The organism is Acinetobacter sp. YH12068_T (assembly GCF_024606005.1).
Lineage (GTDB): Bacteria > Pseudomonadota > Gammaproteobacteria > Pseudomonadales > Moraxellaceae > Acinetobacter > Acinetobacter amyesii.
This window is the reverse complement of record NZ_CP094555.1, coordinates 713,406-736,450: the sequence shown is the minus strand read 5'-3', so window position 1 is coordinate 736,450 and position 23,045 is coordinate 713,406. Positions and strand designations below refer to the sequence as shown.

23 protein-coding genes, 1 pseudogene and 1 other annotated feature are annotated in these 23,045 nt (G+C 39.4%); of the genes and pseudogenes, 5 read left to right on the top strand and 19 right to left on the bottom strand.

Going from position 1 to position 23,045, the window contains the following annotated elements; all coding sequences use genetic code 11:
- The first annotated feature begins 118 nt into the window (after positions 1–118).
- On the top strand, positions 119–1,402 hold the full coding sequence (locus tag MST18_RS03615; RefSeq protein WP_078191110.1) for a ribonucleotide-diphosphate reductase subunit beta: 1,284 nt from the start codon (positions 119–121) through the stop codon (positions 1,400–1,402).
- 140 nt (positions 1,403–1,542) lie between these two features.
- On the opposite strand, the gene MST18_RS03610 is transcribed toward MST18_RS03615, so the two are convergent.
- The 4 genes from MST18_RS03610 to MST18_RS03595 all read right to left on the bottom strand — a co-directional run bounded on the left by MST18_RS03610 (position 1,543) and on the right by MST18_RS03595 (position 6,952).
- Positions 1,543–2,451 (bottom strand): hypothetical protein, encoded by a 909-nt coding sequence (locus MST18_RS03610; protein ID WP_180133527.1) that lies wholly within the window; start codon positions 2,449–2,451, stop codon positions 1,543–1,545.
- Positions 2,418–4,067: a hypothetical protein gene (locus MST18_RS03605; RefSeq protein ID WP_180133528.1), complete on the bottom strand. Its 1,650-nt coding sequence runs from the start codon at positions 4,065–4,067 to the stop codon at positions 2,418–2,420. Before MST18_RS03605 ends, MST18_RS03610 begins: the two co-directional genes overlap by 34 nt.
- 132 nt (positions 4,068–4,199) lie before the next feature.
- Positions 4,200–5,365 (bottom strand): IS3 family transposase gene (locus MST18_RS03600; protein ID WP_119285041.1). Its coding sequence is split into 2 segments (ribosomal slippage): positions 4,200–5,107 and positions 5,107–5,365, totalling 1,167 coding nucleotides; the frame shifts between segments, so codons are not numbered across the junction.
- A gap of 367 nt (positions 5,366–5,732) precedes the next feature.
- A protein-coding gene (locus MST18_RS03595; RefSeq protein ID WP_180134041.1) for an IS3 family transposase occupies positions 5,733–6,952 on the bottom strand; the annotation gives its coding sequence in 2 pieces (ribosomal slippage) (positions 5,733–6,676 and positions 6,676–6,952; 1,221 coding nt in all).
- Positions 6,561–6,677 (bottom strand) — a sequence feature (AL1L pseudoknot). (Overlaps the previous gene by 117 nt.)
- Before the next feature lie 141 nt (positions 6,953–7,093).
- Here MST18_RS03595 and MST18_RS03590 point away from each other — a divergent pair.
- Positions 7,094–7,702 (top strand): DUF805 domain-containing protein, encoded by a 609-nt coding sequence (locus tag MST18_RS03590; protein WP_078192309.1) that lies wholly within the window; start codon positions 7,094–7,096, stop codon positions 7,700–7,702.
- A 64-nt stretch (positions 7,703–7,766) separates the two neighbouring features.
- A complete protein-coding gene (locus tag MST18_RS03585; protein ID WP_078192310.1) occupies positions 7,767–8,366 on the top strand; it encodes a DUF805 domain-containing protein in 600 nt (199 codons plus the stop codon).
- A 40-nt stretch (positions 8,367–8,406) separates the two neighbouring features.
- Here the strand turns inward: MST18_RS03585 and MST18_RS03580 are convergent, their stop codons facing one another.
- Both MST18_RS03580 and MST18_RS03575 read right to left on the bottom strand, forming a co-directional pair.
- Positions 8,407–8,820, bottom strand: coding sequence for a TM2 domain-containing protein (locus MST18_RS03580; protein ID WP_228144741.1), 414 nt, complete (start codon positions 8,818–8,820; stop codon positions 8,407–8,409).
- 93 nt (positions 8,821–8,913) lie between these two features.
- The gene (locus tag MST18_RS03575; RefSeq protein ID WP_180064948.1) at positions 8,914–10,083 is read right to left on the bottom strand and encodes a low temperature requirement protein A; all 1,170 of its coding nucleotides are present in this window, start codon (positions 10,081–10,083) and stop codon (positions 8,914–8,916) included.
- A 296-nt stretch (positions 10,084–10,379) separates the two neighbouring features.
- Between MST18_RS03575 and MST18_RS03570 the strand changes: the two genes are divergently transcribed.
- Entirely contained in the window at positions 10,380–10,832 is a 453-nt protein-coding gene (locus tag MST18_RS03570; protein WP_218955382.1) for a hypothetical protein, read from the top strand.
- Positions 10,833–10,860: 28 nt separating this feature from the next.
- Here the strand turns inward: MST18_RS03570 and MST18_RS03565 are convergent, their stop codons facing one another.
- Positions 10,861–11,532: an HAD-IA family hydrolase gene (locus tag MST18_RS03565; protein WP_180133941.1), complete on the bottom strand. Its 672-nt coding sequence runs from the start codon at positions 11,530–11,532 to the stop codon at positions 10,861–10,863.
- Between the two features lie 98 nt (positions 11,533–11,630).
- Here MST18_RS03565 and MST18_RS03560 point away from each other — a divergent pair, with 98 nt between their 5' ends.
- Complete coding sequence (locus MST18_RS03560) at positions 11,631–12,398, top strand: hydroxymethylpyrimidine/phosphomethylpyrimidine kinase (RefSeq protein ID WP_078192312.1); 768 nt, start codon at positions 11,631–11,633, stop codon at positions 12,396–12,398.
- A gap of 79 nt (positions 12,399–12,477) precedes the next feature.
- Here MST18_RS03560 and MST18_RS03555 read toward each other — a convergent pair whose 3' ends face one another.
- From MST18_RS03555 to MST18_RS03500, 12 genes and pseudogenes are all read right to left on the bottom strand, one after another.
- Positions 12,478–13,530: a DUF1176 domain-containing protein gene (locus MST18_RS03555; RefSeq protein WP_180133937.1), complete on the bottom strand. Its 1,053-nt coding sequence runs from the start codon at positions 13,528–13,530 to the stop codon at positions 12,478–12,480.
- 89 nt (positions 13,531–13,619) lie between these two features.
- The gene (locus MST18_RS03550) at positions 13,620–16,055 is read right to left on the bottom strand and encodes an AI-2E family transporter (protein WP_257227556.1); all 2,436 of its coding nucleotides are present in this window, start codon (positions 16,053–16,055) and stop codon (positions 13,620–13,622) included.
- Positions 16,056–16,192: 137 nt separating this feature from the next.
- A complete protein-coding gene (locus tag MST18_RS03545; protein ID WP_218948040.1) occupies positions 16,193–16,639 on the bottom strand; it encodes a nuclear transport factor 2 family protein in 447 nt (148 codons plus the stop codon).
- A 25-nt stretch (positions 16,640–16,664) separates the two neighbouring features.
- Positions 16,665–17,348, bottom strand: a complete 684-nt coding sequence (locus MST18_RS03540; RefSeq protein WP_180133936.1) for a DUF2939 domain-containing protein — start codon at positions 17,346–17,348, stop codon at positions 16,665–16,667.
- A gap of 238 nt (positions 17,349–17,586) precedes the next feature.
- A pseudogene (locus MST18_RS03535) lies at positions 17,587–17,871 on the bottom strand (YegP family protein).
- A 271-nt stretch (positions 17,872–18,142) separates the two neighbouring features.
- Positions 18,143–18,505: a 5-carboxymethyl-2-hydroxymuconate Delta-isomerase gene (locus MST18_RS03530; protein WP_180101841.1), complete on the bottom strand. Its 363-nt coding sequence runs from the start codon at positions 18,503–18,505 to the stop codon at positions 18,143–18,145.
- A gap of 162 nt (positions 18,506–18,667) precedes the next feature.
- The gene (locus MST18_RS03525) at positions 18,668–19,009 is read right to left on the bottom strand and encodes a zinc ribbon domain-containing protein YjdM (protein WP_180034545.1); all 342 of its coding nucleotides are present in this window, start codon (positions 19,007–19,009) and stop codon (positions 18,668–18,670) included.
- Positions 19,010–19,166: 157 nt separating this feature from the next.
- The gene (locus tag MST18_RS03520; RefSeq protein ID WP_111884822.1) at positions 19,167–19,535 is read right to left on the bottom strand and encodes a DUF488 domain-containing protein; all 369 of its coding nucleotides are present in this window, start codon (positions 19,533–19,535) and stop codon (positions 19,167–19,169) included.
- A gap of 45 nt (positions 19,536–19,580) precedes the next feature.
- Complete coding sequence (locus tag MST18_RS03515; RefSeq protein WP_078191122.1) at positions 19,581–20,027, bottom strand: SRPBCC family protein; 447 nt, start codon at positions 20,025–20,027, stop codon at positions 19,581–19,583.
- Between the two features lie 330 nt (positions 20,028–20,357).
- A complete protein-coding gene (locus MST18_RS03510; RefSeq protein ID WP_078192319.1) occupies positions 20,358–20,744 on the bottom strand; it encodes a ribonuclease E inhibitor RraB in 387 nt (128 codons plus the stop codon).
- 133 nt (positions 20,745–20,877) lie between these two features.
- The gene (locus MST18_RS03505; RefSeq protein ID WP_180133935.1) at positions 20,878–21,813 is read right to left on the bottom strand and encodes a hypothetical protein; all 936 of its coding nucleotides are present in this window, start codon (positions 21,811–21,813) and stop codon (positions 20,878–20,880) included.
- A 494-nt stretch (positions 21,814–22,307) separates the two neighbouring features.
- Entirely contained in the window at positions 22,308–22,973 is a 666-nt protein-coding gene (locus tag MST18_RS03500; protein ID WP_111884818.1) for a pseudouridine synthase, read from the bottom strand.
- Positions 22,974–23,045: the final 72 nt, after the last annotated feature.

Below are 23,045 nucleotides of genomic sequence, written 5' to 3'. Positions count from 1 at the left end.
TTTTAGAGCAGTGATCGACAAAACTTAATTTTGCTTACACAAATTGAGCGTATAGTAGGACATCTCAGCGACGCTGGATGTCTATAAAAGATATAAAGCAACGAAGAGAGAACTGTTTATGTCTATCCTAAGTTGGGACGATTTCGAAGATGATGAACCGAAACAAGCTGCACAAGCTCACCAGCCTGCGCCCGTCGAACCGCAAAAAACGACTGATTCGCAAGTGGTATCTAATGCACAGCACTCATCGCCGAATTTGGCAGCTGCACAACCCGCTCGAACCAGTACAAATCGACCAACAGATCCAACCGATCCGTTGGCAAGAGCATCTAACGCTCTAGAAAATCTAGACGTTGCACCTGGCTTAGAAGAGCTAGAAATGGGTGCTCAGCGTGTTCAAGTTGACGATAAAGCGATGATCAACTGCCGCGCTGACTTAAACCAACTTGTACCGTTCAAATACGAATGGGCTTGGCAAAAATATCTAGACGGTTGTGCAAACCACTGGATGCCGCAAGAAGTGAACATGAACCATGACATCGCACTTTGGAAGTCTGAAAATGGCTTAACCGAAGATGAGCGTACCATTGTTATGCGTTCTTTAGGTTTCTTCTCGACTGCGGATTCATTGGTTGCAAACAACTTGGTTCTTGCAATCTACCGTCACATTACCAACCCTGAATGCCGTCAGTACATCTTACGTCAATCATTTGAAGAAGCGATTCACACGCACGCTTACCAATACTGTATCGAATCTTTAGGTATGGACGAAGGCGAAGTCTTCAACATGTACCGTGAAATTCCTTCAGTGGCTCGTAAAGCAGCTTGGGGTCTGAAATATACACAATCTTTAAGTGATCCTACGTTCAAAACAGGTACACCTGAAAACGACCAAATCTTGCTTCGCAACTTGATCGCGTTCTACTGCGTACTTGAAGGTATCTTCTTCTACTGTGGTTTCAGCCAAATCTTGTCTATGGGTCGTCGTAACAAGATGAATGGTGTTGCTGAGCAATTCCAATACATCTTACGTGATGAATCTATGCACTTGAACTTTGGTATCGACATGATCAACCAAATCAAGATCGAGAACCCTCACCTATGGACTGCTGAGTTCCAAGAAGAAATCATTCAAATGATTCTTGAAGGTACAATGCTTGAAATCGAATATGCACGTGACACGATGCCACGCGGTGTATTGGGTATGAATGCAGGCATGATGGAAGAATACTTGAAGTTCATCTGTAACCGTCGTTTGAGCCAATTGGGCTTGCCTGAACAATTTGCTGGTGTGAATAACCCATTCCAGTGGATGTCAGAAATGATGGACTTACGTAAAGAGAAGAACTTCTTTGAAACTCGCGTAACGGATTACCAAACTGGTGGTGCGTTAAGCTGGTAATAAATTTTTCACGTCACGCGACACATAAGTTGTCATTTGCGACACATAAAATGTCATTGCGCGACACATAAGTTGTCATTGAGAAACCGCCATCAATGGCGGTTTTTTCTTTAATCCAAATTAAATTTTAATCACATGAGTTAATCTAATTTAACTATTTGATCATCTTTCCAAATATAAACTTGTTTATGCCGATGTTCGTTAGTTCTGAAATATTCATACACCTCTACACCACCGTTATAGTTTTGTCTCCGCTCCCCCCACAATATCCACATAAAAGTTTGTTCAGTTTCCGCCAGATATTTTTTAAAAAGATCTTTTCTTAAATATGATAAATTGCCTCGTAAATTATCATTATCAGATTTGAATGTTCTAAAAATAGATGCTACTCCATTAAGATCATATAAGTCTGGATCACCATTATGATATTTTAAACCAAGTCTCTGACATAGCTCGGGGGTTGGAAAATCAATTCCTCCTGCTTGATTCAAAGTACTGTGATAAGACTCCCAAGAATAAGATTGCACAGGAATTTCTATTAAAAAGCTAGATTCATCCGATCCATCAAAATTCATTCGACTACTTACATTATAATTCAGTTTCAAAAATGTATTTCCCAAAACCATTTCACCTGCGTATTTGTAATGGTTTTCAGGAATTTGTGGCAGAGCATTATTACCAAGATAATCTTCATTAAAAACAAAGTCACTTATTGTGGAAACGTGTTCATTAGCAACAAAAAAACCTCTCATGAATGTAAGTATTTCACGATAATCCGCTTTTGAGCCCTCTTGCAGAAATCCATTCAGTAAAATCCAGCTAGCAGTTTGGGTAAACTGCTGAGTCTCTAAAAGATCCAAATAATTCGGGGTTGGTCCATTTAAAATCCACTCACCAATATCATTTGGAGAATCAATAAATATATCTGTAAGTTCAGGACTCCAAGAATTATCAACTTTAGGGAACGTTGGATCGATACTTACATCACTACATCTTTCATTATCACGCCAATCATCTAAAAGCCCTCTATCAGCCTTCCATCCATACATTTCATAGAAAGCAATCCAGCTATATTTTTTCCATACCTATCTATTTTTTCATCACGGTTATAGTAAGAATTCGAACTTATATCTCGATCAATCTCTTGAAATTTTTTAGGTTCATATCCAAGTTGAATCATTCTTTTTAGAATAGTCTTACGCGTCAGAATATAATCAGGATGTGAATCATCATAATTAGCCCGATCGGTAATTAGTCTCCCAATAGTGTAATTATTAAAATCCATACGTAGTGCTGTTTTCTTGACGTCATTTATTTTTTCTTCACTTACCTCAGGTAGACTATCAAACAGATTAGGTAAATGTTTATAAGGCTTTTGACAATATCCCAAATATTCTTGACTGAAAAAATTTGGCTTGACCGTTAAAGCATAATTAATAATACCTATGAAATATTCTCTCAGAATTGTATGAGTAGTTGAAAATTTTGCATTAGGTAGAAAACAATTTTCTATGATTTTTTTAGAAAACTCACAAACATTTGCATTTATTTTTTCTGCATCAATAAAATCAGCACTCAAAATTGCCCCATACGCTGCAGCAAAAATTCTTTCTGGAACATAGGGATCCGTAATATCTAATGAGTTAATTGCCATCTCAAAGAATGCTTTTGGATCTTTTTTTACATATATAGACAGTACTTTTGTTGCTTGATCCCTTAAATCTCTATGGTTGGTTGTTAATAACCATTGAACCCAAATAGCTCGCCCTTTCTCAGTAGAACCAATTTCTGTTTGGGACCATCTTTTTTCAAGGACATCTAAGTCATTTCTAAGTTCTCTAGAATTTTTTCTTATCCATTCAGACCATGTTAAATCACGGTATGTATTGCCCATATTTCTTAAAGATTTATCTAAGAAATTTGCATCAAATGGATGAGCATATGCCGACCGAGTAGTTTTCAGCTTTGCAAATGCTTTAGAAGTAAATTGCTCTGAGGATAATAAATACGTCTGAAATTGATCTATTGTTTCTCTATTGATAAGAGCCGCTTGCTCTTGGGTAGTTTTTAAAAGAGCCTGCTCCCTGTAATCACCATCCAACAATTGCCAAAATTGTTTTCTAGAATTAAATTTAGGATATAAACCAACCAATGAGTTAAAAATGTCATAAGCTAAAGTATTTGAGTGTGGTTGGTTATACTGAATTTTATTTATATTTTGCGTAATCCAACTATTAAAATCGCCTTTCAATAAGTATTCAGCTATTTTAAAGCCCGCCATTAAATCATAAGTAAAACCAATCTCTTGGCTACCACTCTGCGATCTATATCTTAATAGAACACCTTCAGATTCAAGACTTTTTATTAAACTACTCCCCCAATCCACAATATCATTAGCAATTCTACGAGCCTGTCTAAACTCTAAAGTTCTACGATTTTCTTTCCATAATACTTCAGCAATATTCAATAAAGCATCTTCAATATCCTCATGGTATAGCCTTTGATTTGATGAAGATAAAGCCACAATACGGTCAATTGCATTTTTAAAATATTTCTCAAATATAGCAACTTGAGAACGAGGTAATGCTTCTACACCTACAACTATTCGTCTTTCTGAATTTGCTGCCTCACAGTAAAGTCTTAATGTTAAAGGATGTGTAAGCAACTCGATTGGTATATCTGCATCTAAAGCATCTATTTTGTAATATTCAAAGTAACTATGTATCGCCTCAATTGGATTATCTCCAAATCCATTTGATGTGTGCTGAATTAGCAGGAGACTTTCACTTGGGAGATTCTAGGCAGCTAACCGATAAAAGTCTTCTGCCATTTGATTTGGTGTCTTAAAATCCAAGCCTTTTTGAATTCTTCGCTGATTATAAAATAACTCTATATATTTTGTAATATCCGCTTTGGCTTCTTCCCTTGTTTTGTAGTTGCGATGATGGACTAGTTCATTTTTGAGTATGCCCCAGAAACTCTCTATCGGTGCATTATCAAAGCAGTCGCCTTTTTTGCTCATTGAACCCTGAAAATCAAATTTCTCAAGTAAGTTTCGATATTCATTACTGCAATATTGGCTGCCTCTATCTGAATGTACAATGAGATCTTTAGCAGGTTTCTGATTGCGAATAGCCATATTCAATGCATCACAAACAAGCTTGGCTGTCATGCGCTCATTTAAGCTATAGCCAACAACCTGTTTCGTGTAAAGATCTTTGACAGCTGCCAAGTACAACCAGCCCTCAGCCGTCCAAATGTAGGTAATGTCACTCGACCACGCAAGATTAGGCTTCGTCATTGAAAACTGTTGCTTGAGTAAATTGTCATAAATAGAACGGTTGTGATCACTGTTCGTGGTTCTTTTGAAACGCTTATGGCGCTTACAATACAACTGATTTGATTTTTTTATTTGGCGCACAGCATACGTACTTATTTTGATACCTTGCGCTTGTAAATGCTTGGTTAATCGAACATAGCCATAGCTTTGTTTGGTTTCTTCATGGGCTATTTTGACCAAAATTGTCTGCTGATTTCGCTGAATTGATCTTTTACTCATGCCTCGCTTTAGCCAATCATAAAAGCGAGAAACGGATACACGAAGTAATCGAGCCATTAAAATAATCGGAAATAAGTGGCTTTGCGATTTCATATAGGCGTACCTCACTGACTTTCTTTGGCAAAGTACGCTGCTGCCTTTTTTAAAAATTCACGTTCCATTTCAGCTGTTTTGAGCTGTTGTTTAAGCTTCTTATTTTCTTCGAGTAAGGCGTTTAGATCGGGCGAATACTGTTTTGTGCCTGCTAAAGTTCCAGCCTTTGCTTTGTTATTCCAGTTCGAAAGGGTTTGCATTGAAATGCCAAGTTGTCTAGCGGATTCCGATACATTACCTTGGTTCTCTTCAATGGCTTTTATGGCTTCAGCTTTAAATTCTGCGGTGTAAGTCTTCTGTTTCTTGCTCATGGTAAACTCCTAATGAGTATGTATAGTTTACCAAGTTAAACCCTCCTGTTTTTTAAGCACACATCAATTCAACTTAAGAGTTGGAATATTTTCAGGGATACAATCTTGATGAAATTCTCTTCTCAAAGTTAGCACTAGTAATACATTTGGATAGTGGTCTAATAATGCATTTGCTTTAGCTACTTCATTTCTCCAATTTCTTGGGTCTTCAGATTCACTTAGCCCATCAATTACGATTGGAATACGTATACAAAGGCGTTGACCAGCTGCATCTACTGCTTCTAAAATATCCTCAAATGTATTGACAGATCGTCCGTATATCTTAAAATGAACCGTACCGGGTTTGTCGGAGACTTTTTTATTTAAGTTAGGCCACCTGACCTAACGGGTCAATCTTATCATAGTACATTGCTTCGAACTCAAAAGGCGATACATAACCCAGTGCACTGTGTACACGCTTTTTATTGAACCAATCTACCCAGTTTAGTGTCGCAAGTTGTACATCTGCTAAACCTTGCCAATCTGCTTTTAAATATTCAATCACCTCTGTTTTGTATAAGCCATTCACCGTTTCAGCCAAAGCATTATCGTATGAATCACCAGTCGTACCGACTGATGCTCGTAAATTTGCAGCTTCTAAACGATTGGTATAGCGAATAGAAAGATATTGAACACCTCTATCGGAATGATGAATCACATTCTTTGGCATGCCTCGATCGTGCAATGCTTGCTCAAGTGCATCGAGCACCATATCTGTATTCATCCGTGTAGATACTTTCCATCCAACAATTGCTCGTGAGAATACATCAATAATAAAGGCGGTATAGACCCAGCCTGAATGAGTTTGAATATACGTAAAGTCACTCACCCACAGTTGGTCAGGATGATCAGCATTAAAATTACGTTTCACTAAATCATCTGCTCTTTTTTGATCATCTCGGCTACGGGTGGTTTGTTTATTCTTACCACGCCAAACACCTTGTATAGCTAGCTTCTGCATCAATCGAGCAACTGTACAACGTGCGATAACATAACCTTCACGTTTCAATTGTTGCCAGACCTTACGCACACCATATCGACCTGAACTTTCTTTCCAAATTCGTTGAATTTGTTCAGCATGATGCTCATCATGTAGATCTCGTTTCGCTCGATGTTCTGGATTGTCAGCGAGATCTAAAGTTCGGTAATAGGTTGAAGCTGCGATCGGTAAAATCCTACAAATCGCATCAACACCATATCGATCTTTATTGTTATGGATAAAATCCACCATTATTTGTGTGGGCGGTCGAGCTCCGCCTGGGCGAAAAAAGCGGCTGCTTTACGTAGAATCTCATTGGCGCGTTGCAGTTCTTTATTTTCGCGTTCGAGTTGTTTGATACGTTCTTGGTCTGAAAGCTGCTGTACTTTAACTGGATTTTGTTTATCTAAATATTTTTGATACCAAACACGAAGTGTTTCAGGAGTACAACCAATCTTAGGCGCAATTGCTGTGATCGCAGCCCAATTCGATGGATAATCTTTTTCGGATTCAATCAATAATTGAACCGCTCTATCTCTGATTTCAGGGGTGTATTTTACTTTTTTCATCGGGACATTCTCTCAAGAAAAGTGGTCTCCGACAAACCCGGTACGGTTCATCTATGCATTTAATTTAATTCATATTCTGCTAATATAAAACGGTATAAAAATACATCAATTAATAAAAATCACATAATAAAAGAGGACAGAATGAAAGGTCAGATTTTAGATTATTCAGTACAAACCAATTCAGGCATTATCAGTGGAGATGATCAAAACCGTTATGAGTTTACAGGTGCAGAATGGCGTGGCCAAAACTCACCTAAACGCGGCGATCATGTAGATTTCGATATCAGTCCAGAAGGTCAAGCTGTTCAAGTATTCAATGCTCTTGGCAGCAGTAATCCTATTCAACAAATTTCACAGCAACTCGATAAAATTTCAAACCAAGACCAAGCTGAATCAAAATTCAACATGATTGATTGGTTTGTCAAATGTCTAAAAAATTATGCCAACTTTACTGGACGTGCACGCCGTAAAGAATATTGGTTTTTTGTATTGGTCTATCTTATCGCAATGATTATTACTCTAATTGTAGATTCCGTGCTTAGAACCAGAGGAATATTCACAGGTATTTTCATCTTAGCAATGGTTATTCCTTCCCTTTCTGTTGCAGTACGCCGTTTGCATGATATTAATAAATCTGGTTGGTATTGGTTAATACAAATGATTCCGCTCGTTGGACCAATTCTGGTTCTAATTTGGCTTGCAACGGAAACCAAACCTGAAGTAAACCAATGGGGACAACCTGCAAAATAAATAAAAAATCGTGGCTACTGTTCATCTAGCCACACTATCAACAGCACATTAACTCAGGAAAAATATGAAAGGACAAATACTAGATTTTTCGATTCAAACTAATACTGGGGTGATTAGTGCTGAAGATGGAAAACACTATCAATTTGCTGGTCATGAATGGCGAGGTCAAAGACCACCTACACGTGGAGAACAGGTTGATTTTGCTTTGGATGAAAGTGGGCAAGCGATTCAAGTCTATATTGCATTACGCCAACAAAGTTTTTCCACCAATACGCGAACAAACTACAGTGAAGAAGAGGAAAACTATGACTTTTTCGCGTGGTCATTCAAACCACTGAAAAAGTTTGCTGAATTTGAAGGACGTGCTCGACGTAAAGAGTTCTGGTTCTTTTGGCTATTTTGTATATTGGTCACTATACTTGCCTCTGTTTGCGATTTCGTAATTGGCAGTGAACCTTGGCTAGAAAATATTACCAATATCGTTTTACTCATTCCTAGCTTAGCTGTTGGCGCACGTCGACTACATGACACGGGACGTTCGGGTTGGTGGCAACTTTTAATGCTCACAATCATTGGGATCATCCCACTGATTATATGGTGGGCTACAGACACCAAAGCCGAGAACAACCAATGGGGTCAACCCGCTAGAGATCTGCAACAATAAAATAAGGCGCACAATGCGCCTTATCTTTTAACACAAAAATTTAGCCATATTTACGTGCAAAATCTTCATCTGAAGTGCATAGATAAATAATAAATTCAATAAAAGCAACAATGGATGGAATAAAGGTCCAACAGAATAGTAGATACACAATCCCCCATCCAATACGACCCAAATAGAATTTATGGATACCAAATCCACCAAGGAAGAATGCTAAGAGTGCAGCAACAATTCGACTCTTTTGACCGTATTGCGTGCCTAAAGCATTCGGCACAGCGACTAAGTAAATATCGGTTGCGTAACCCATTCCACTTGTCTCAAAATCAACAAATTGTCCACGAGCAGGAACAGTTTGTCCTTTCCAATCGCTTCCAGAAAATTGATAACGATTCTGATCATCTCCGCTGATGATGCCTGTATTATTTTGAACAGAAAAATCGAGTATTTGCCCTTTCATATAATCCTCTATGTTTTATCTTTATTTGATGATTCTTGGACGTTATTTTCATCAGCAATATAACGAATTATTGATCAATGTCATATCATTAACTTATCTTGCCAAATAGCATTTTGTAAACATCAATCGCAGTGCGTATACCACTGCCATCGCAAATATCGCATAACCTGCAGGAGTGATAAACAACGGAATACACAAAACAATCACCACGGTTAAAGGATATAAAAGTTTTCTAAAGCCACTTTGATGATGCAATTCATGGAGTAAATATAAACTTGTCGTATAAATCACGAGGCTGATCGCCACAAAGTAGCTTTCTTTTTCAGAACTAATCAGTGCCTCATGCGAAACCACATCGACTGCGGCAGCTAAACTAGCACCAATCGCTGCAATACTAATAAAGACAAAGAAATGTCCATACCCCCAAGTAAATGCCATTTTTCGGCTATTTAAACGCTCTGCAATACTGGTATCAAAATAAGACCACCACATGGTGAACATCATCATGAGGCCGCCTACCATCAAAAAGATCAGTTCAGTACTAAAACGCTGATTTGTTAATGCATCGGTTATGGCAATCGAACATCCGACAATAGATTCGCCTAAAACGATAATGGTGAGCAGTGAATATCGCTCAGCAATATGATGCGCATGCCACGGTGTACGGCTTGCAGCTTCTGCAAAAACTGGCACAGACAGTTCAGCAATTGCGAGCAAAATGAAAAGATAAACGGTGAAATGCAGCGGTGAAAAATGAAAGAACAGCCACCCGACTTGTACCAGTATGATGCCAAAAGCATAGCGTAATGCAGTTTTCCGACGGGACAGATCATGCTTTGCAACGCGAAACCACTGCGTAACTAAGCCTAGACGCATAATGGCATAGCCAATCACAATCACATCAAAATCTTGCTTTTGAAAAGCGCTTGGAATACCAGCAGCAATGACCAAAGAGCCAATAATCTGAACAAAAGTTAAGATTCGATAGAGCGCATCATCATTATCATACGCCGAAGCAAACCAACTAAAGTTCATCCACGCCCACCACAAAGCAAAAAACACCATGCCATACAGCGTTAAACCCTGAGCCAAATGATTTTCAACAATGGCATGATGCAGTTGCTGCCCTGCTGTTGCGATCGCGACAACAAAGATCAAGTCAAAAAGCAATTCTAAAGAGGTCGCAACACGATGATGCTCATGTGGATCACGTGGGTGCAATGGTTTGAGCCACTGACTAGGGAATAAAAATGATTTGGACATAGCATTCAGCTTTATTATTTTCTATCTGAATTTTTTCAAAAGCCTGAAATAGTTACAAGGTCGATTACATATATCAGATGAGAAACAGTTTTCTAGAAAAAGGATAATGGCTTTAAAAACCTACTTAAGCGTTTGATATTTCAATCATGGAAGTAAAAATTCAAAGTGACAAAACTACGAAAGATGTTTTAAACAAAAACTCGATAGATCGATGTGTTTTTTATATCTCAACTATATTTTTCTCTAAATTTTAATGACATACTGCTAGCCACTAAAAACAATAATGAAACCTAAAAGTGATGTTAAAAGAAAAATTAACGTCTTTTCCTGACGCAGTTTGGGTACAGATTCATTATGATCAAATGCAAGTTTTAACGCGTGATCATCAAATTGTAGCTGAACAAAACTGCCCTTTGGCTTTTATAGAACGCGGAAGTTTTGTCCGAAACTATCATATTGCAGAACAGTGCTTCAACCAACTCATACAACAGATCCACTTCAAGTGGTATGAGTTTGGACAGCCGGTTATTTTTATTCAGTTAAAAGAACGCTTAAGTGAAGAAGTCAGCGCACTCGAGCTACAAGCCATTCAAGAAATGGCTCTAAGCGCAAATGCGCATTTTGTATTTGTTTACGACAAACATGGTATCGCACTCGAAGCAGAAACCATCAAAAATGATGAGTCACCTTTGCTCAAATGGTTTTTCTGTGGGGTGATCTTTCTGATTTTGCTGATTATCTTTAAATAATCAGCTTCATTCGCAAGGGTAAATCAAACTATGACACTTTCTGCTGCTGCAATTGCTCAATACTCGAAATCAAATCGTTAAAACGATCAATCACCAAAGCCGGTGCAGCCGTTTGAATTTCTTCTGCGCTACCATAACCATAGCTCACAGCAATACTCGGCACAGCATTACGGCGTGCGCCTAAAATATCGTACTCACGGTCTCCCACCATCACACATTCCTTCGCATCCAACTGTTCTTGCTGCAAAATGTATTCAATTAAATCGCCTTTGTTGGTGCGCTCGCCATTTAGTTCACTGCCATAGATCACAGTAAAATATTTTGCCAAATCAAAATGTTCTAAAATTTGGCGAGCATAGACCGTCGGCTTTGCTGTAGCGACGTACAAGTGAAAGCCTTGCTGTTGTAAAGTTGCTAGAGTTTCGGCAACGGCAGGATAGACTTTATTTTCAAATAAACCGGTAACGGCAAAGCGCTCGCGATAACCTAGTAAAGCCTGATCTGCAAGTACATTATGCACATCGACATTGAGGATTTTGGCCAAAGAGGCTTTCAAAGGTGGTCCAATGATCCAATCGATATTGGTCTCATCCGAAATGGGATGTCCAATTTTCGCCAGTCCATAGCGTGCTGAAGTGGTAATGCCAACTTTTGGATCTGTTAATGTTCCATCGAGATCGATCAATATATTCTTAATCACAGCTTTTACCTTATCCATTCACTTCTGCAAAAATACTATCGAGTGTTCGCTCAAAGTTGCCTATACTATCGTAAATTTTGTGTAATAAGGACATCATTGTGCGCCCTACTGTACTGTGCTTTTCAGGTCTTGACCCTTCAGGTGGTGCAGGACTGCAAGCGGACATTGAAGCCATTGGTCAAAGTGGTGCACATGCTGCCATTGCGTGTACAGCATTAACCGTTCAAAACTCACAACAAGTGTATTCGTTTGAAGCAACCTCTCGTGAGTTATTGCTGGCCCAAGCACATGCTGTCGTCGGTGACCTCCCTATTCGCTGTGTAAAATCAGGAATGTTAGGAACGACTGAAAATATCGCGGCTCTCGCTGAGTTTTTACGTGAACATCCCGAATATCATTATGTTCTCGACCCCGTTTTAGTTGCCAATAGTGGTGGTTCTTTGGGCGATCAAGCAACGTTGGTCAAAGCCTTTGCGGAATTGATTCCACTTGCCACAGTGCTTACACCTAATACCGTAGAATTACGCGCACTCACAGGTGAAGACGACATATCTAAAGCTACAGCAAAACTTTTTGCGATGGGCGCTCAAGCGGTATTAGTAAAAGGTGGGCATGAAAATACGCCAGACTATATCCAAAACTCGTTGTACATTCAGGGTGAATTAGTTTCTGAAACCCGTTGTCCACGACTAGATGGGGAATATCACGGCTCAGGCTGCTCATTGGCGAGTTTTATAGCTGGGCGTTTAGCCTTAGGTGATGAGCTCAAAGCGGCTGTTCATCATGCCGAAACATGGCTATTTGGTGTGTTGAAAATCGCTGAATCACCTGTTGTGGGCGGACAAAAAATTCCAAAACGTTTTTAGTATTGTTGGTTATTCATGTTAAGCCGATAAAAACTACTTTATATGATTTAAAAGCCCTGTATATCAGGGCTTTTTGTAATTAAGAGTCGAGTTGAACCCAATATACTAAGGTTGGAATTTCCCATGCACCGCCAGCAAATCCTTTGCACTGTGTGGTTTTTGCCATATAAGTTTGGATAAAGCGCTGACCGTTCCACGACCATTCCCCTTTACTTTGACAATCGCCAATGCCTCGTCCACGTTGGTTGGAGAAAATTTGTCCTTCACTAAACCCACTTCCAGAAAAGGTCACGGATTGTTTGATTTGCTTTAAATTTCGATCCATTAACCAATAGCCATTGCCACTATTATATGCCCCGCGCCAACATGGCACTTCGACCAAGGCATTTTTTCCATTGATTGGAAATACCACCACCCGGTCATCCTCTAAGAAATTTGCATCAAAGAGTTGAGGACAATCTTCCACTATGGTTTTTTTCTTTATCAATCCAAATAATTGTTTGGCTGTGGGCGCATTGACGGCATACCGCGTTTGTAAACCCTTACTATAATTTTGAATATACACTTTCGGAATACTTTTCGGTTTGAGTACATTGGCCGAACTGCTATTGGCTTTACGCAATAATGCCGAATTTGTCCCTATGCGCTTTTGAAAATCATCCATACGGAGTAATACGGCGCTTGCGCCCTGCACAGACAATAACCATGTTTTATTGTTGCCTTTCCACACAATCGGTTGATTGGCTTGTAAGGCTTGAATCAGTTTTTGAGTTTGAGCTGCACTTAACTGACCTTCCGCAGTTTTGGCATCAAGCTGCACAGTTCCCTGATTTTTACCTAAAATGTAAAGTTGAAGTGGTTTTTTTGCCGCATTGAAGGTTTCAGGATCGAGTTTCACTCGTGCGCTGACTTGGGCTTGAGCGCCCGCGGCACGTTGTAATAACAAGGAAATAGCGGGCTGATTGCCCTCCGCTTGATAACCTGCAACGCGACATGTCCCCGTATTATCACAAGCGATTTCCCAATCCTTATGTGAAAAATAATTTCCTTGAATTTGAGCAAAACTCACACTACAACCCAATGCAGCAATGTAGCCCAATAAAAGTTGCCAGATGACATTATTTTTGTTCATGTCTTTGGCTCGAATAATTATATTAGAGCCATCTTAGAATGCTTTTCACTGAAACTCCAGTTTAAATGGATCTGCTACATGATTTAAATTTATAGAGGTGAATCATTCAGTTGCTGTATCTCTTCACATTTTATTCGTTTCGCATTTTCATCACTGAGCGTATTCATCAAATCTGCCGCTAGGTCTTTTAAAAGACTCATATCATCTTCGGTCATTTGATTCGGCTGCCGATCTAAAACACAGAAACTTCCCAATGCCACCCCATTACGGTCTCTAAGTGCAACGCCTGCATAAAAGCGAATGCGGTTATGCATCAATTCAGGTAAATGCGCAAAGCGTGGGTCACGTTGTAAGTCTTCAATAATCAAGCGTTCATTTTGATATACCAAATGGCTGCAGATTGAGTCTTGTTTCGACTGGCGCACCTGCATCGGTTGCTCGGTAGCCTTAGCCAAAGGGCTACCTGGTGTATAGACCCAGTCTTGCTTGACCCAAGAAATTTGTGCATATTTCACATCGAAGGCTTGTCGGGCTTCTTCAATATATTGTTCATAAATCGGTAAATTCCGATCATCCAAAACATTCAGTTCTTCTAATGCTTTTAAGCGCTGCGCTTCAACGCTAGGATCAGGCTCATCCAACCAAGACTCACCATGCGTCAATTGAAAAGCTTCAATGGTTAATATCAAATCATTCATATTATTGACTACAGCATCGACGGTAAAATTTTCTTTGATCGCATCTAATTGCTTTACTTCATCACAGCTCCACAGTGCAAAAATCAGTTTTTTATCTGGAAACTGTGCCTTAAAAAAATGGCTTAATAGACGAATTTGAGCTTCTGGTGCTGTATGAAAAATCGAAATACATACGATCTGAATATCCTCTTGGATATCATCTATACTTTGATGCTGATTTTGAATTAAGACGTCGCTAAAAGCCTGAGCCTGAATACCGCTTAAGCTTAGGCCATGCGCCAACATAGCCGATACTTGAACATCAATTTCCCAACGTGCGCCGATACACAAAACCCCAGTTTTCTGATCCTGCTGTGCTACTGGATATGCCCTTTGAAAACTATGATTAAACAGTTTTAATCCCTGATGTAAACGTAGTCGATGTTCAGCACTGGCCTCGGTGTTGTGGCCTCTCGAAAAAATCCGTATGGCTGGAATCGCGACTTTGGCATAAAACGCATTAACCCGACGTGCCTTGATTTCATCCTTCGCCTCCTTCGGTAACTTTTCAGCAATAAAATTTTGTGCGACATCCACGGCATCTTGCACATCATCAGCGACTAATCTTTGATAGAAGCGCTCATGCGGTGCCAATGCAGGCGTACTACCGATCAGGGTTTTAATAAAACCTAAGGATGGTACATAGCTCGAAAGCACCAATAAACACGCGGTTAAAGGCGTCGATAAAATCAAACCAATCGGCCCCCACACAGCCGTCCAAAACATGGCAGCAATAATAATGGCTAAGGTTGAAAGTCCGGTACTTTCCCCATATAACCAAGGCTCAATAATATTATTACTGACCAATTCCAAGAGCAAAATTAAACCCACTGTCCATAGCACCATATTCCATGTGGGATCTACCGCAAAAGCCAATGCAATGGGGAAAATCGCAGAAATCATTGGGCCGACATAGGGAACAAAGCGCATCACTATCGCCACCATTCCCCACATAATTGCTGCCGGCACCCCAATAAACCAAAGTCCCAAGGCCATCGGAATACCGTAGGTCACATTGACCATCAGCTGCATACGTAAATATTTACCGATACGATTGGCCGCTTCATCGAGTGCGTCTGTTCCGATATTTAAATTGCCGCCCAGCAGCTTAAGGAAACGGTCATGCAAATCTTTCCGATTGACCAAAATCAGAATCACAAACAAAAATACAATACCCGCTGTTGCCAAAGGATTGAGCACCCGCTCGCTCCAAGCCATGACCGCTTCAGCCGTGGTTTGTTGTTGCCCCACTATTTCAACTTGCTGAACTTTAGGATTTTTCTCTTCAGGCACCACATCATCTATTGAGTTTTCAACAGTATCTATGGTGGTTTTTGCGCCATCCCAAACACTTGGACCGCGTGCAAATTGACGAATAGAATCCATTTTCTTTTGAATCGTACCGTGATATTGCGGTAACTCTTGGCTTAATTGCCCCAGTTGATAACCCAAATAAGAGGCCGCGCCGGACAAAATCGCCAAAGCCAAACCGACCACAATAAATATCGATGGCATCTGTGGTAGTCCCCAACCTCGGAGTTTCATCACCAAAGGGTCAACTAAAAAAGCCAATAAGATTGCGAGTGCCAATGGAATAAAAATATCTTTACCAAGATATAAGGCTGCAATCAGCAAACTGCAGATGATGAATCCTGCCGTGATTCGAATCACTTTATGTAAATCTGCGGGAGGCATTTGCTTCGAGGCGTTCAGGTCTTGTAAGCCTTGCTTTTGACCTGATGGTGATGATTCAAAATCTTGCGCTAATTTATTATTTTTATGATCCATTTTCTTATCCTGAACGATGGTCATTATTTTTTAATTTAGGCTGAAGTTTTAGAACTGCATACGCATTTCATGTAATGATTTGCAAAGAAAAAAACAGAGCGACATGGCTCTGTTTTCATACTGTGTTTTGAGATGAATTAAAAGATAATTACTTTACTTTGATGAGTCACAATATCCACTGGAACAGAAATATGTTGATGAACGATCTTCCATAGAGACTGCGTTTTTTTCATCCCAATGGTGTTACGACACCACGAGATCCCTGGCGTTGGTATCCCACTCTTATCATCAATTTTGGAATAACAGTGCAGAAAGGCAATATCAGGTTCTGCATGGATGACCAGTTCCCGCCTAAACACCTTTAAACCTTCACGAAAATACTCTCTATAAAATTCCCACATTTTTTGATATGCCATTAAGCCGCGCATTTCACAACTGGCATCAAAAAAGTTCACATCTGCTGCGCAGGATTCAGCAATATTTTCAATTTTCAATTGGCAGATGACCTCATCCCAATTGGCTAAAAATTGCAGAATTTCGTCAGCGGCCTGTTGGTCACCGACTATTTTGATTTTATCTTGCATCTCTGGCACCTATTTCTTTTATTTTTTATGAAGCATTGTTCTGGAAAGCGTTTGGAAGTTGAATTTCAACGATCTTCCAGCTCCAACCTCGGCGTTGCATCCTAAATACGGTATATGTTGCTTCGCTAAGGCCTTGGAACGGCACATACAGATCAAATCGATTCCAAGCACTATAGCTTGCTTTGGGTTTAAGTGACTGGCTTTGTTTTAAAGCGACAGTAGTTGGAGTTGCATCCTTTTTGGATGATGTTGATGTATGAGGTTGTTCTGCGACCTTATTTTCAGCATGAGTGAATAGTTCAATCCCTGAGCTAATCATGCTCGGATTGGTTAGTTGGGTTATTTCTGGTAATTGGATCGACTCTTTTAATGCTTTGCCTTGTAAAAGCAGCATGATACTGTTTGGATTGACCAGACTGTCGACCAGCGTTGCACTGAGGACTGTGCTGAGCTGCCCACCCCACGACTGAGCGAATTCGGGTAAATGCTGCATCCCAGTTTTCTGTTGAATGAGGTCTTTAACTTGTGGTTCTAGACTCGATTTGACTGCGGCAAAATCGATATATTGAGCAATTTTTTCAGGTTGATTGTGCTCATAGGCTTGACGTATTTGGTACAGCACCCAATACGGAGACGCAATCATCCAACCCAAGACGATGATCAAGATCGCAATGAGCCCATAATACAAAATATGATTCTGCTTATTCATCGTTCACCACTCTAGCCAGTGAAGTTGTGGTACTTCCTTGTACCGTTAAATAAGCCTGATCTAGGTTGAATAGCATCCAACCTAACAGCACTTATTTGAGAACCATATAGCTTTTGATCTTGTGATTTTGACGAGCCTTCTGGTTTTTTCATCTCGCTTTGGCTGTCTTAATCAGGTTGTTTCAAATTTAAGCTGTTAATTCTCTAATTTGGGTATTCGCACCATGGGTTTTAACTGACTAAATGCCTTTATCGCGCGATTGCTCACTGGCATAAAATTGGCTGATCCCAATAATATGATGGTTTGCCGCTTTCAGATTGAAATATGGTTTACCATTATTAACATTCAATCGTTCAAAGCGACTATCATCTGCACTGTTGTTTTGTACAGACTCAATCCCATTTTGTGATGATGCTTACACTTTATATAATTCACTCGTTAAAATGATTTCACCGTTCCATGCTTTTAATAGAAAACGAAACTGCTGATCATTAGACTGAGTGATCTCGTACCATCCCGACATATGTTACCCCGTCATTTTCATTTTTTAAGTTTTATTCGATCAGGATTTATTATTGGAAATTGAACCTGATCTACAGAATATAAATGAACCCAGTCACATTTTTCAATGTCTTTTTTGATCAGGGTAAAAGGTTGTAATTTAATCATTAGAAAAAAGATTTTTAATAAATAATTCCAATCAAAAAAAACCGACCGAAGTCGGATTTCATCATTCTTTCATCATGATGTATTTGTGAATAGATGCGCTTTACTCAACGTATTGAATAAAGGCCTTAAGGACTGAGGATCTGCTTTGAATACGTCGCTTTATTCATTTCTAAAATTTCTACACAAAGTTGCACCTCTACTGCTGAAGCTGTGACATGTTGTTTCAACACGTCCAATAGTAACAATGAAATTTGCTTTTGAACTTCAACCGTTCTACCCGTCAATAATGAAACTTTGGCATGCATATACGCATGTTGAGCGTGTTCATCCAAACCCACAACAAACTCTTCCTGAGCGACAGCGCGGCTTTTAATATCATTGATAGCACTAACATGACCCGATTCAAATAAGGCAGTGTTTAGCGCTTTAAGTAAAGGACGAGCCTCAAGCTCAAGGTTATTGGAATATTCCAAATGAATATGCGGCATAGTAAAGACATTTCAAACCCGTAATGCGTCTATTATGCAGGCTGAAAAATAAAATCTATAGCGGATTAGTTATCTATTTCATGTTTAAGTAGACATCCCAAGCCAAGTGTGGCCTTGGCTTAGGATGATTGAAGATTGCTTTAAAGCGAACAATAACGAAACTTAAACTTTTTTCACGTATTCAGATTTGAGTTTCATAGCCCCAATACCATCAATTTTACAATCAATGTCATGACCATCTGTTGCATCGGCTAAAAGACGGATATTTTTAACTTTGGTGCCCACTTTCACCACTGAGGATGAGCCTTTAATTTTAAGGTCTTTCACCACAGTAACCGTGTCACCATCGGTCAATACATTGCCATTGGCATCTTTAATCACTACCTGTTCATCTGCAGCGCTTTCGCCTTCACGCCATTCATGTGAACATTCGGGACAAATCAGTAAATCACCATCATTATAGGTATATTCAGAATTACATTGGGGACAATTGGGTAAAGACATAAAAGACCTCAAAAAAAGATGGACGCAAAAATCCATAAAAACTTAATATAACATTTTTATGTATTTCATAAACTTAAAAACCATAAATTTCGTATGGTTTAATCACCTTGTGAAGGTCGTAAATTTCACAACGCTACAGCACTTGAAGGTTTAAATTTTAGATCTCTAATGAGGTATTTAATATTAACGCTTTTAAGATATGCGCATGATTTTTATCCGTATGTTTAGCCGCTGTGAGTAAGGTTAGTGGCTCCTCTTTTTCCCATGCCCGCAGTTGTTCCAACTCGGCTTGATGTGGCTGTATTTCTTGCAAATAGCGCTGTTTAAACTCGTCCCATCGAGAAGCCATTGCCTCATCTTGATGATACCAACGACGTAAATCTGTAGATGGCGTCAATGCCTTCGGCCACAAATCTAGCTCTGCGCTCACTTTACTGATACCACGCGGCCACAAGCGATCGACCAATATGCGTTTACCGTCGTCTGGGCTTATCTCATCATAAATACGTTTAATGTGTACAGTCATTAAGCCCTCCTTCGCCTATTTGCAGTTTTTCAATCATTCGTCAGATTATTCATCGGGGATCGCTGGATTCACTAAAAAAGCCAGCAACTGTAAAGACTCCTGCCAACCCAAATAACAGGCATCAGGTGGAATAACGCTCGGCAACCCTGCCTGTACAATCGTCACTTCGGTTCCGACTGAGACCGCTTTAAACTCAACAGTGACTTCGATTTCACCGGCCAACTCTGGCATATCAAATTGGTCTGTATAGCGCAGTAAATGATTCGGCACGACTTCATGATAATCACCATGGAAAGCGTGTGTGGTTCCCGTTGAAAAATTTTGAAACGACATGCGGTACGAGCCACCTACACGCACATCCGAATGTTCCACATGGGCAGTAAATCCATGCGGTGCCATCCATTTAACCAAAGCATCTGGCTCCACAAAGGCACGATAAACGCGCTCTACAGGCGCACTAAAAACACGATGTAAACGAACAGTATTGCTCATGATGATGTCCTTTTGTCATTGTTTTCACTGAATCATCCACATGCATTCACCCTCGCTTTATCGTCCATTTTTATCACATTGAAACGTTCTAAATGAGACAGCTTTGAGACGTGCGAGAAAGGTCATTGCTGTTCAATACTATAGCGAATCCTACAGATTGATCCCATCACTTTAACGCAATGCAGTGTTATGTTTTGTGAGCTGCATTCATATTTATTTTGATTAAAAATATTTAAAAATCAAAATTTTACAAAATTTTTATAAAATTTAAATAATAAAAAACCCAGTTGAATCACTGGGTTCTTGTTGCTAAAGATGCAATAGTGAGACTTAGCTCAATTGTGCTTCATCTTCATCCAGATCATCATCTTCATAGATATAAGCCATACAACCCCAGCCGTCATATTCGCCCGAATGTTGTTCTGCAATTTTAATAAACCACTGCTCTAAATCGACGATATCTTCATAATCAGGCTCCATATAAACATAGACTGTGATAATCCATTCCATGCGATCTGATTCTTCATCTTGGAACAACGAAATTTTTTGCTCTTCTTTCAATAAATACAATGCACACTGTTCAGCCTGCGCTTCGTTCGAAAAGGCAATTGAATATTCGATTTCGTGCGGCACAGATAGATCGTCTCCATCTTGCTGCATCTGCCACAGCACATTGCCATTATCATCATCTGGAAATTGTTTAAAATCACGAGTCATTGTACTTTCCCTTATCGTTTATGAATTTTATTCTGTTGACTTAGATTAACGGATAATTGTTGCAATTTGCATTAGCTAAATCTCTTTAATCAGAAATAGACCGCCGAAGTGATCTTTCTGATAACAATTCAAATTAAACCGCAACGTCCATATTGGCCTGAGTTTCTTTGAGATGTAAAACCAAAGCTGCCATTTTCAATTCTTCTAAGCGTAATTGTAGATAACTGTCGAGTACCCGTGCCTGACTAAAATGTACACCATGCGCATTGAGCAAGGTGAAATCATCCGCCAAAGCCTGCAATAACTCACCTAAGTTTTTGGTATTTAATTGGGCTAAATACAAATCAGCACGACTATTAAACACCAATGTAAATAATTGCATCGCAGCCAAACGACGTTCTTCATCAACATAATTACAGTTTGCAGTCGATTGCTGCTCCATCGCATCAATCATTTTACAACGTACCGCAGTCAAATTTTGCTTTGCCGCAGATTCATTCATGCCATCCATCAGCTGATCTAAAATACTCTGTAAAGGTAAAAAGAATGCTGACTGATAGCCCCGTATTTTGTTGTCCAAAGCACGGTTGATGTTTTCCAAATGCTGCTGATCCAGCGCTTGGCTATACAAACCCTTTAACTCGGCACGGGCTTGTTCCTGTATTTGTGATTTAGCTCTTTCTTGATATTTGCTCAAATACTGACGCACTTGTTCGATCTGTGCGCGAATATCATTCAACATAATATCGGCATTGGCTTTGGTGACTTCCACCAAACCATCAGCCTGTAAAGTTCGATACTCAACATATTGTTCAATATCCACAATATGTTGATATTTCGCTACTTTATCGACTTGGATTTTGAGCCCACTATTTTGAATATGTAATTGGCTGATTTCATAATTCAATTCATCTTGCTGGGACTCTGTTTCAGCCAGTTTTAGCCGCGTACGATCGAAGTTTTCCTGCAGTGAACGTAGGGTTTTATCATTTTTCAATTTGCGGTTATAAACAAAAAGGAGAGCCACAATTAATAGGATGATAAGGACGATTAAAGCAATATTGATCATTTGCTAATCCTCAAAATAAGCTTTAATAATTTAAGTTTATTCCCCAAAACAAACCTAAGTTACAAAAGTTAAAATCTATAATTCATTTCATATTAGCAGAACAAATGCAAAAACCGTATTTATCCAACCAAATACACACTTGCACACAATTCAACTAAAATACTGTTTTAAATCAATTTAATAAAAATTTTCATAATAAAAAATAATCAATCAATATACTTTAGAAAATAGAATAATAATTTAAAAAAGGTGTTTATTTACTAAAAGATACAAATCAACTTAATACCATTATTTGTAAATATTTCATACATGTTATAGAGATATTTGGAGTAATTATAAATCCCCAGAATTGGGGATTTAGTGTATATCATGATTCATTTTTAAGCAGAAAAACCTATTTAAAGCTGTAATTATTCTTAGCTTGCTAAGCTGCCTAAAAATTTCAATTCAACACAGCAGATTTTATGAACAGTGAGCATTCACATGAATATGCTTTAAAATTCTGCTGCGCAATGAATATGAACAGCTTGCTGCGTTAAAGGCTGGGTAAATGCCAGATCGCAAGCATGTAACGCCATCCGTCCGAGTGAGCTCTGTTTGGCATTTGGGTGATACAGTTGATCCCCTGTAATTGGGTGCCCAATATGCATCATGTGTACACGTAGCTGATGAGAACGCCCTGTCACTGGTGTTAATAATACTCGGCTAATATCCTTGCTTGCGTCATAGCTGATGGCTTGATACAAGGTTTTTGAAGGTTTGCCCAATTCAAAATGCACCATCTGTCGTGGGCGATTTTCCCAGTCCGTAATGAGGGGCACTTCAACACTACCCTCACCTTCAAGTTTGCCTTGAACCAAAGCCACATATTGCTTTTGAACCGTCCTCGCTTGGAACATTTTACTCACTGCCACTTCTGCATCGCGGTGTTTCGCAAACATCAAAATGCCTGATGTTGCCATGTCTAAACGATGGGTAATCTTTGCCGCCGGATACTGTTGTAAAACTCGAAGATAGGCACTGTCATGATGCTCAGGCAAACGTCCCGGAACCGACAGCAATTCCGCCGGTTTTTCGATGACAACCAAGTCTGCATCTTCATACAAAATACGTAGAGGACCTTGAGGCGGCGCATAGACAAAGTTGGGATCTAAAGGCATGGATAGACTGTGTACTGGGAGAATGTCGGCAAAATAACAACTGACTAATTCGCTGTCAATCGACTTTAACCG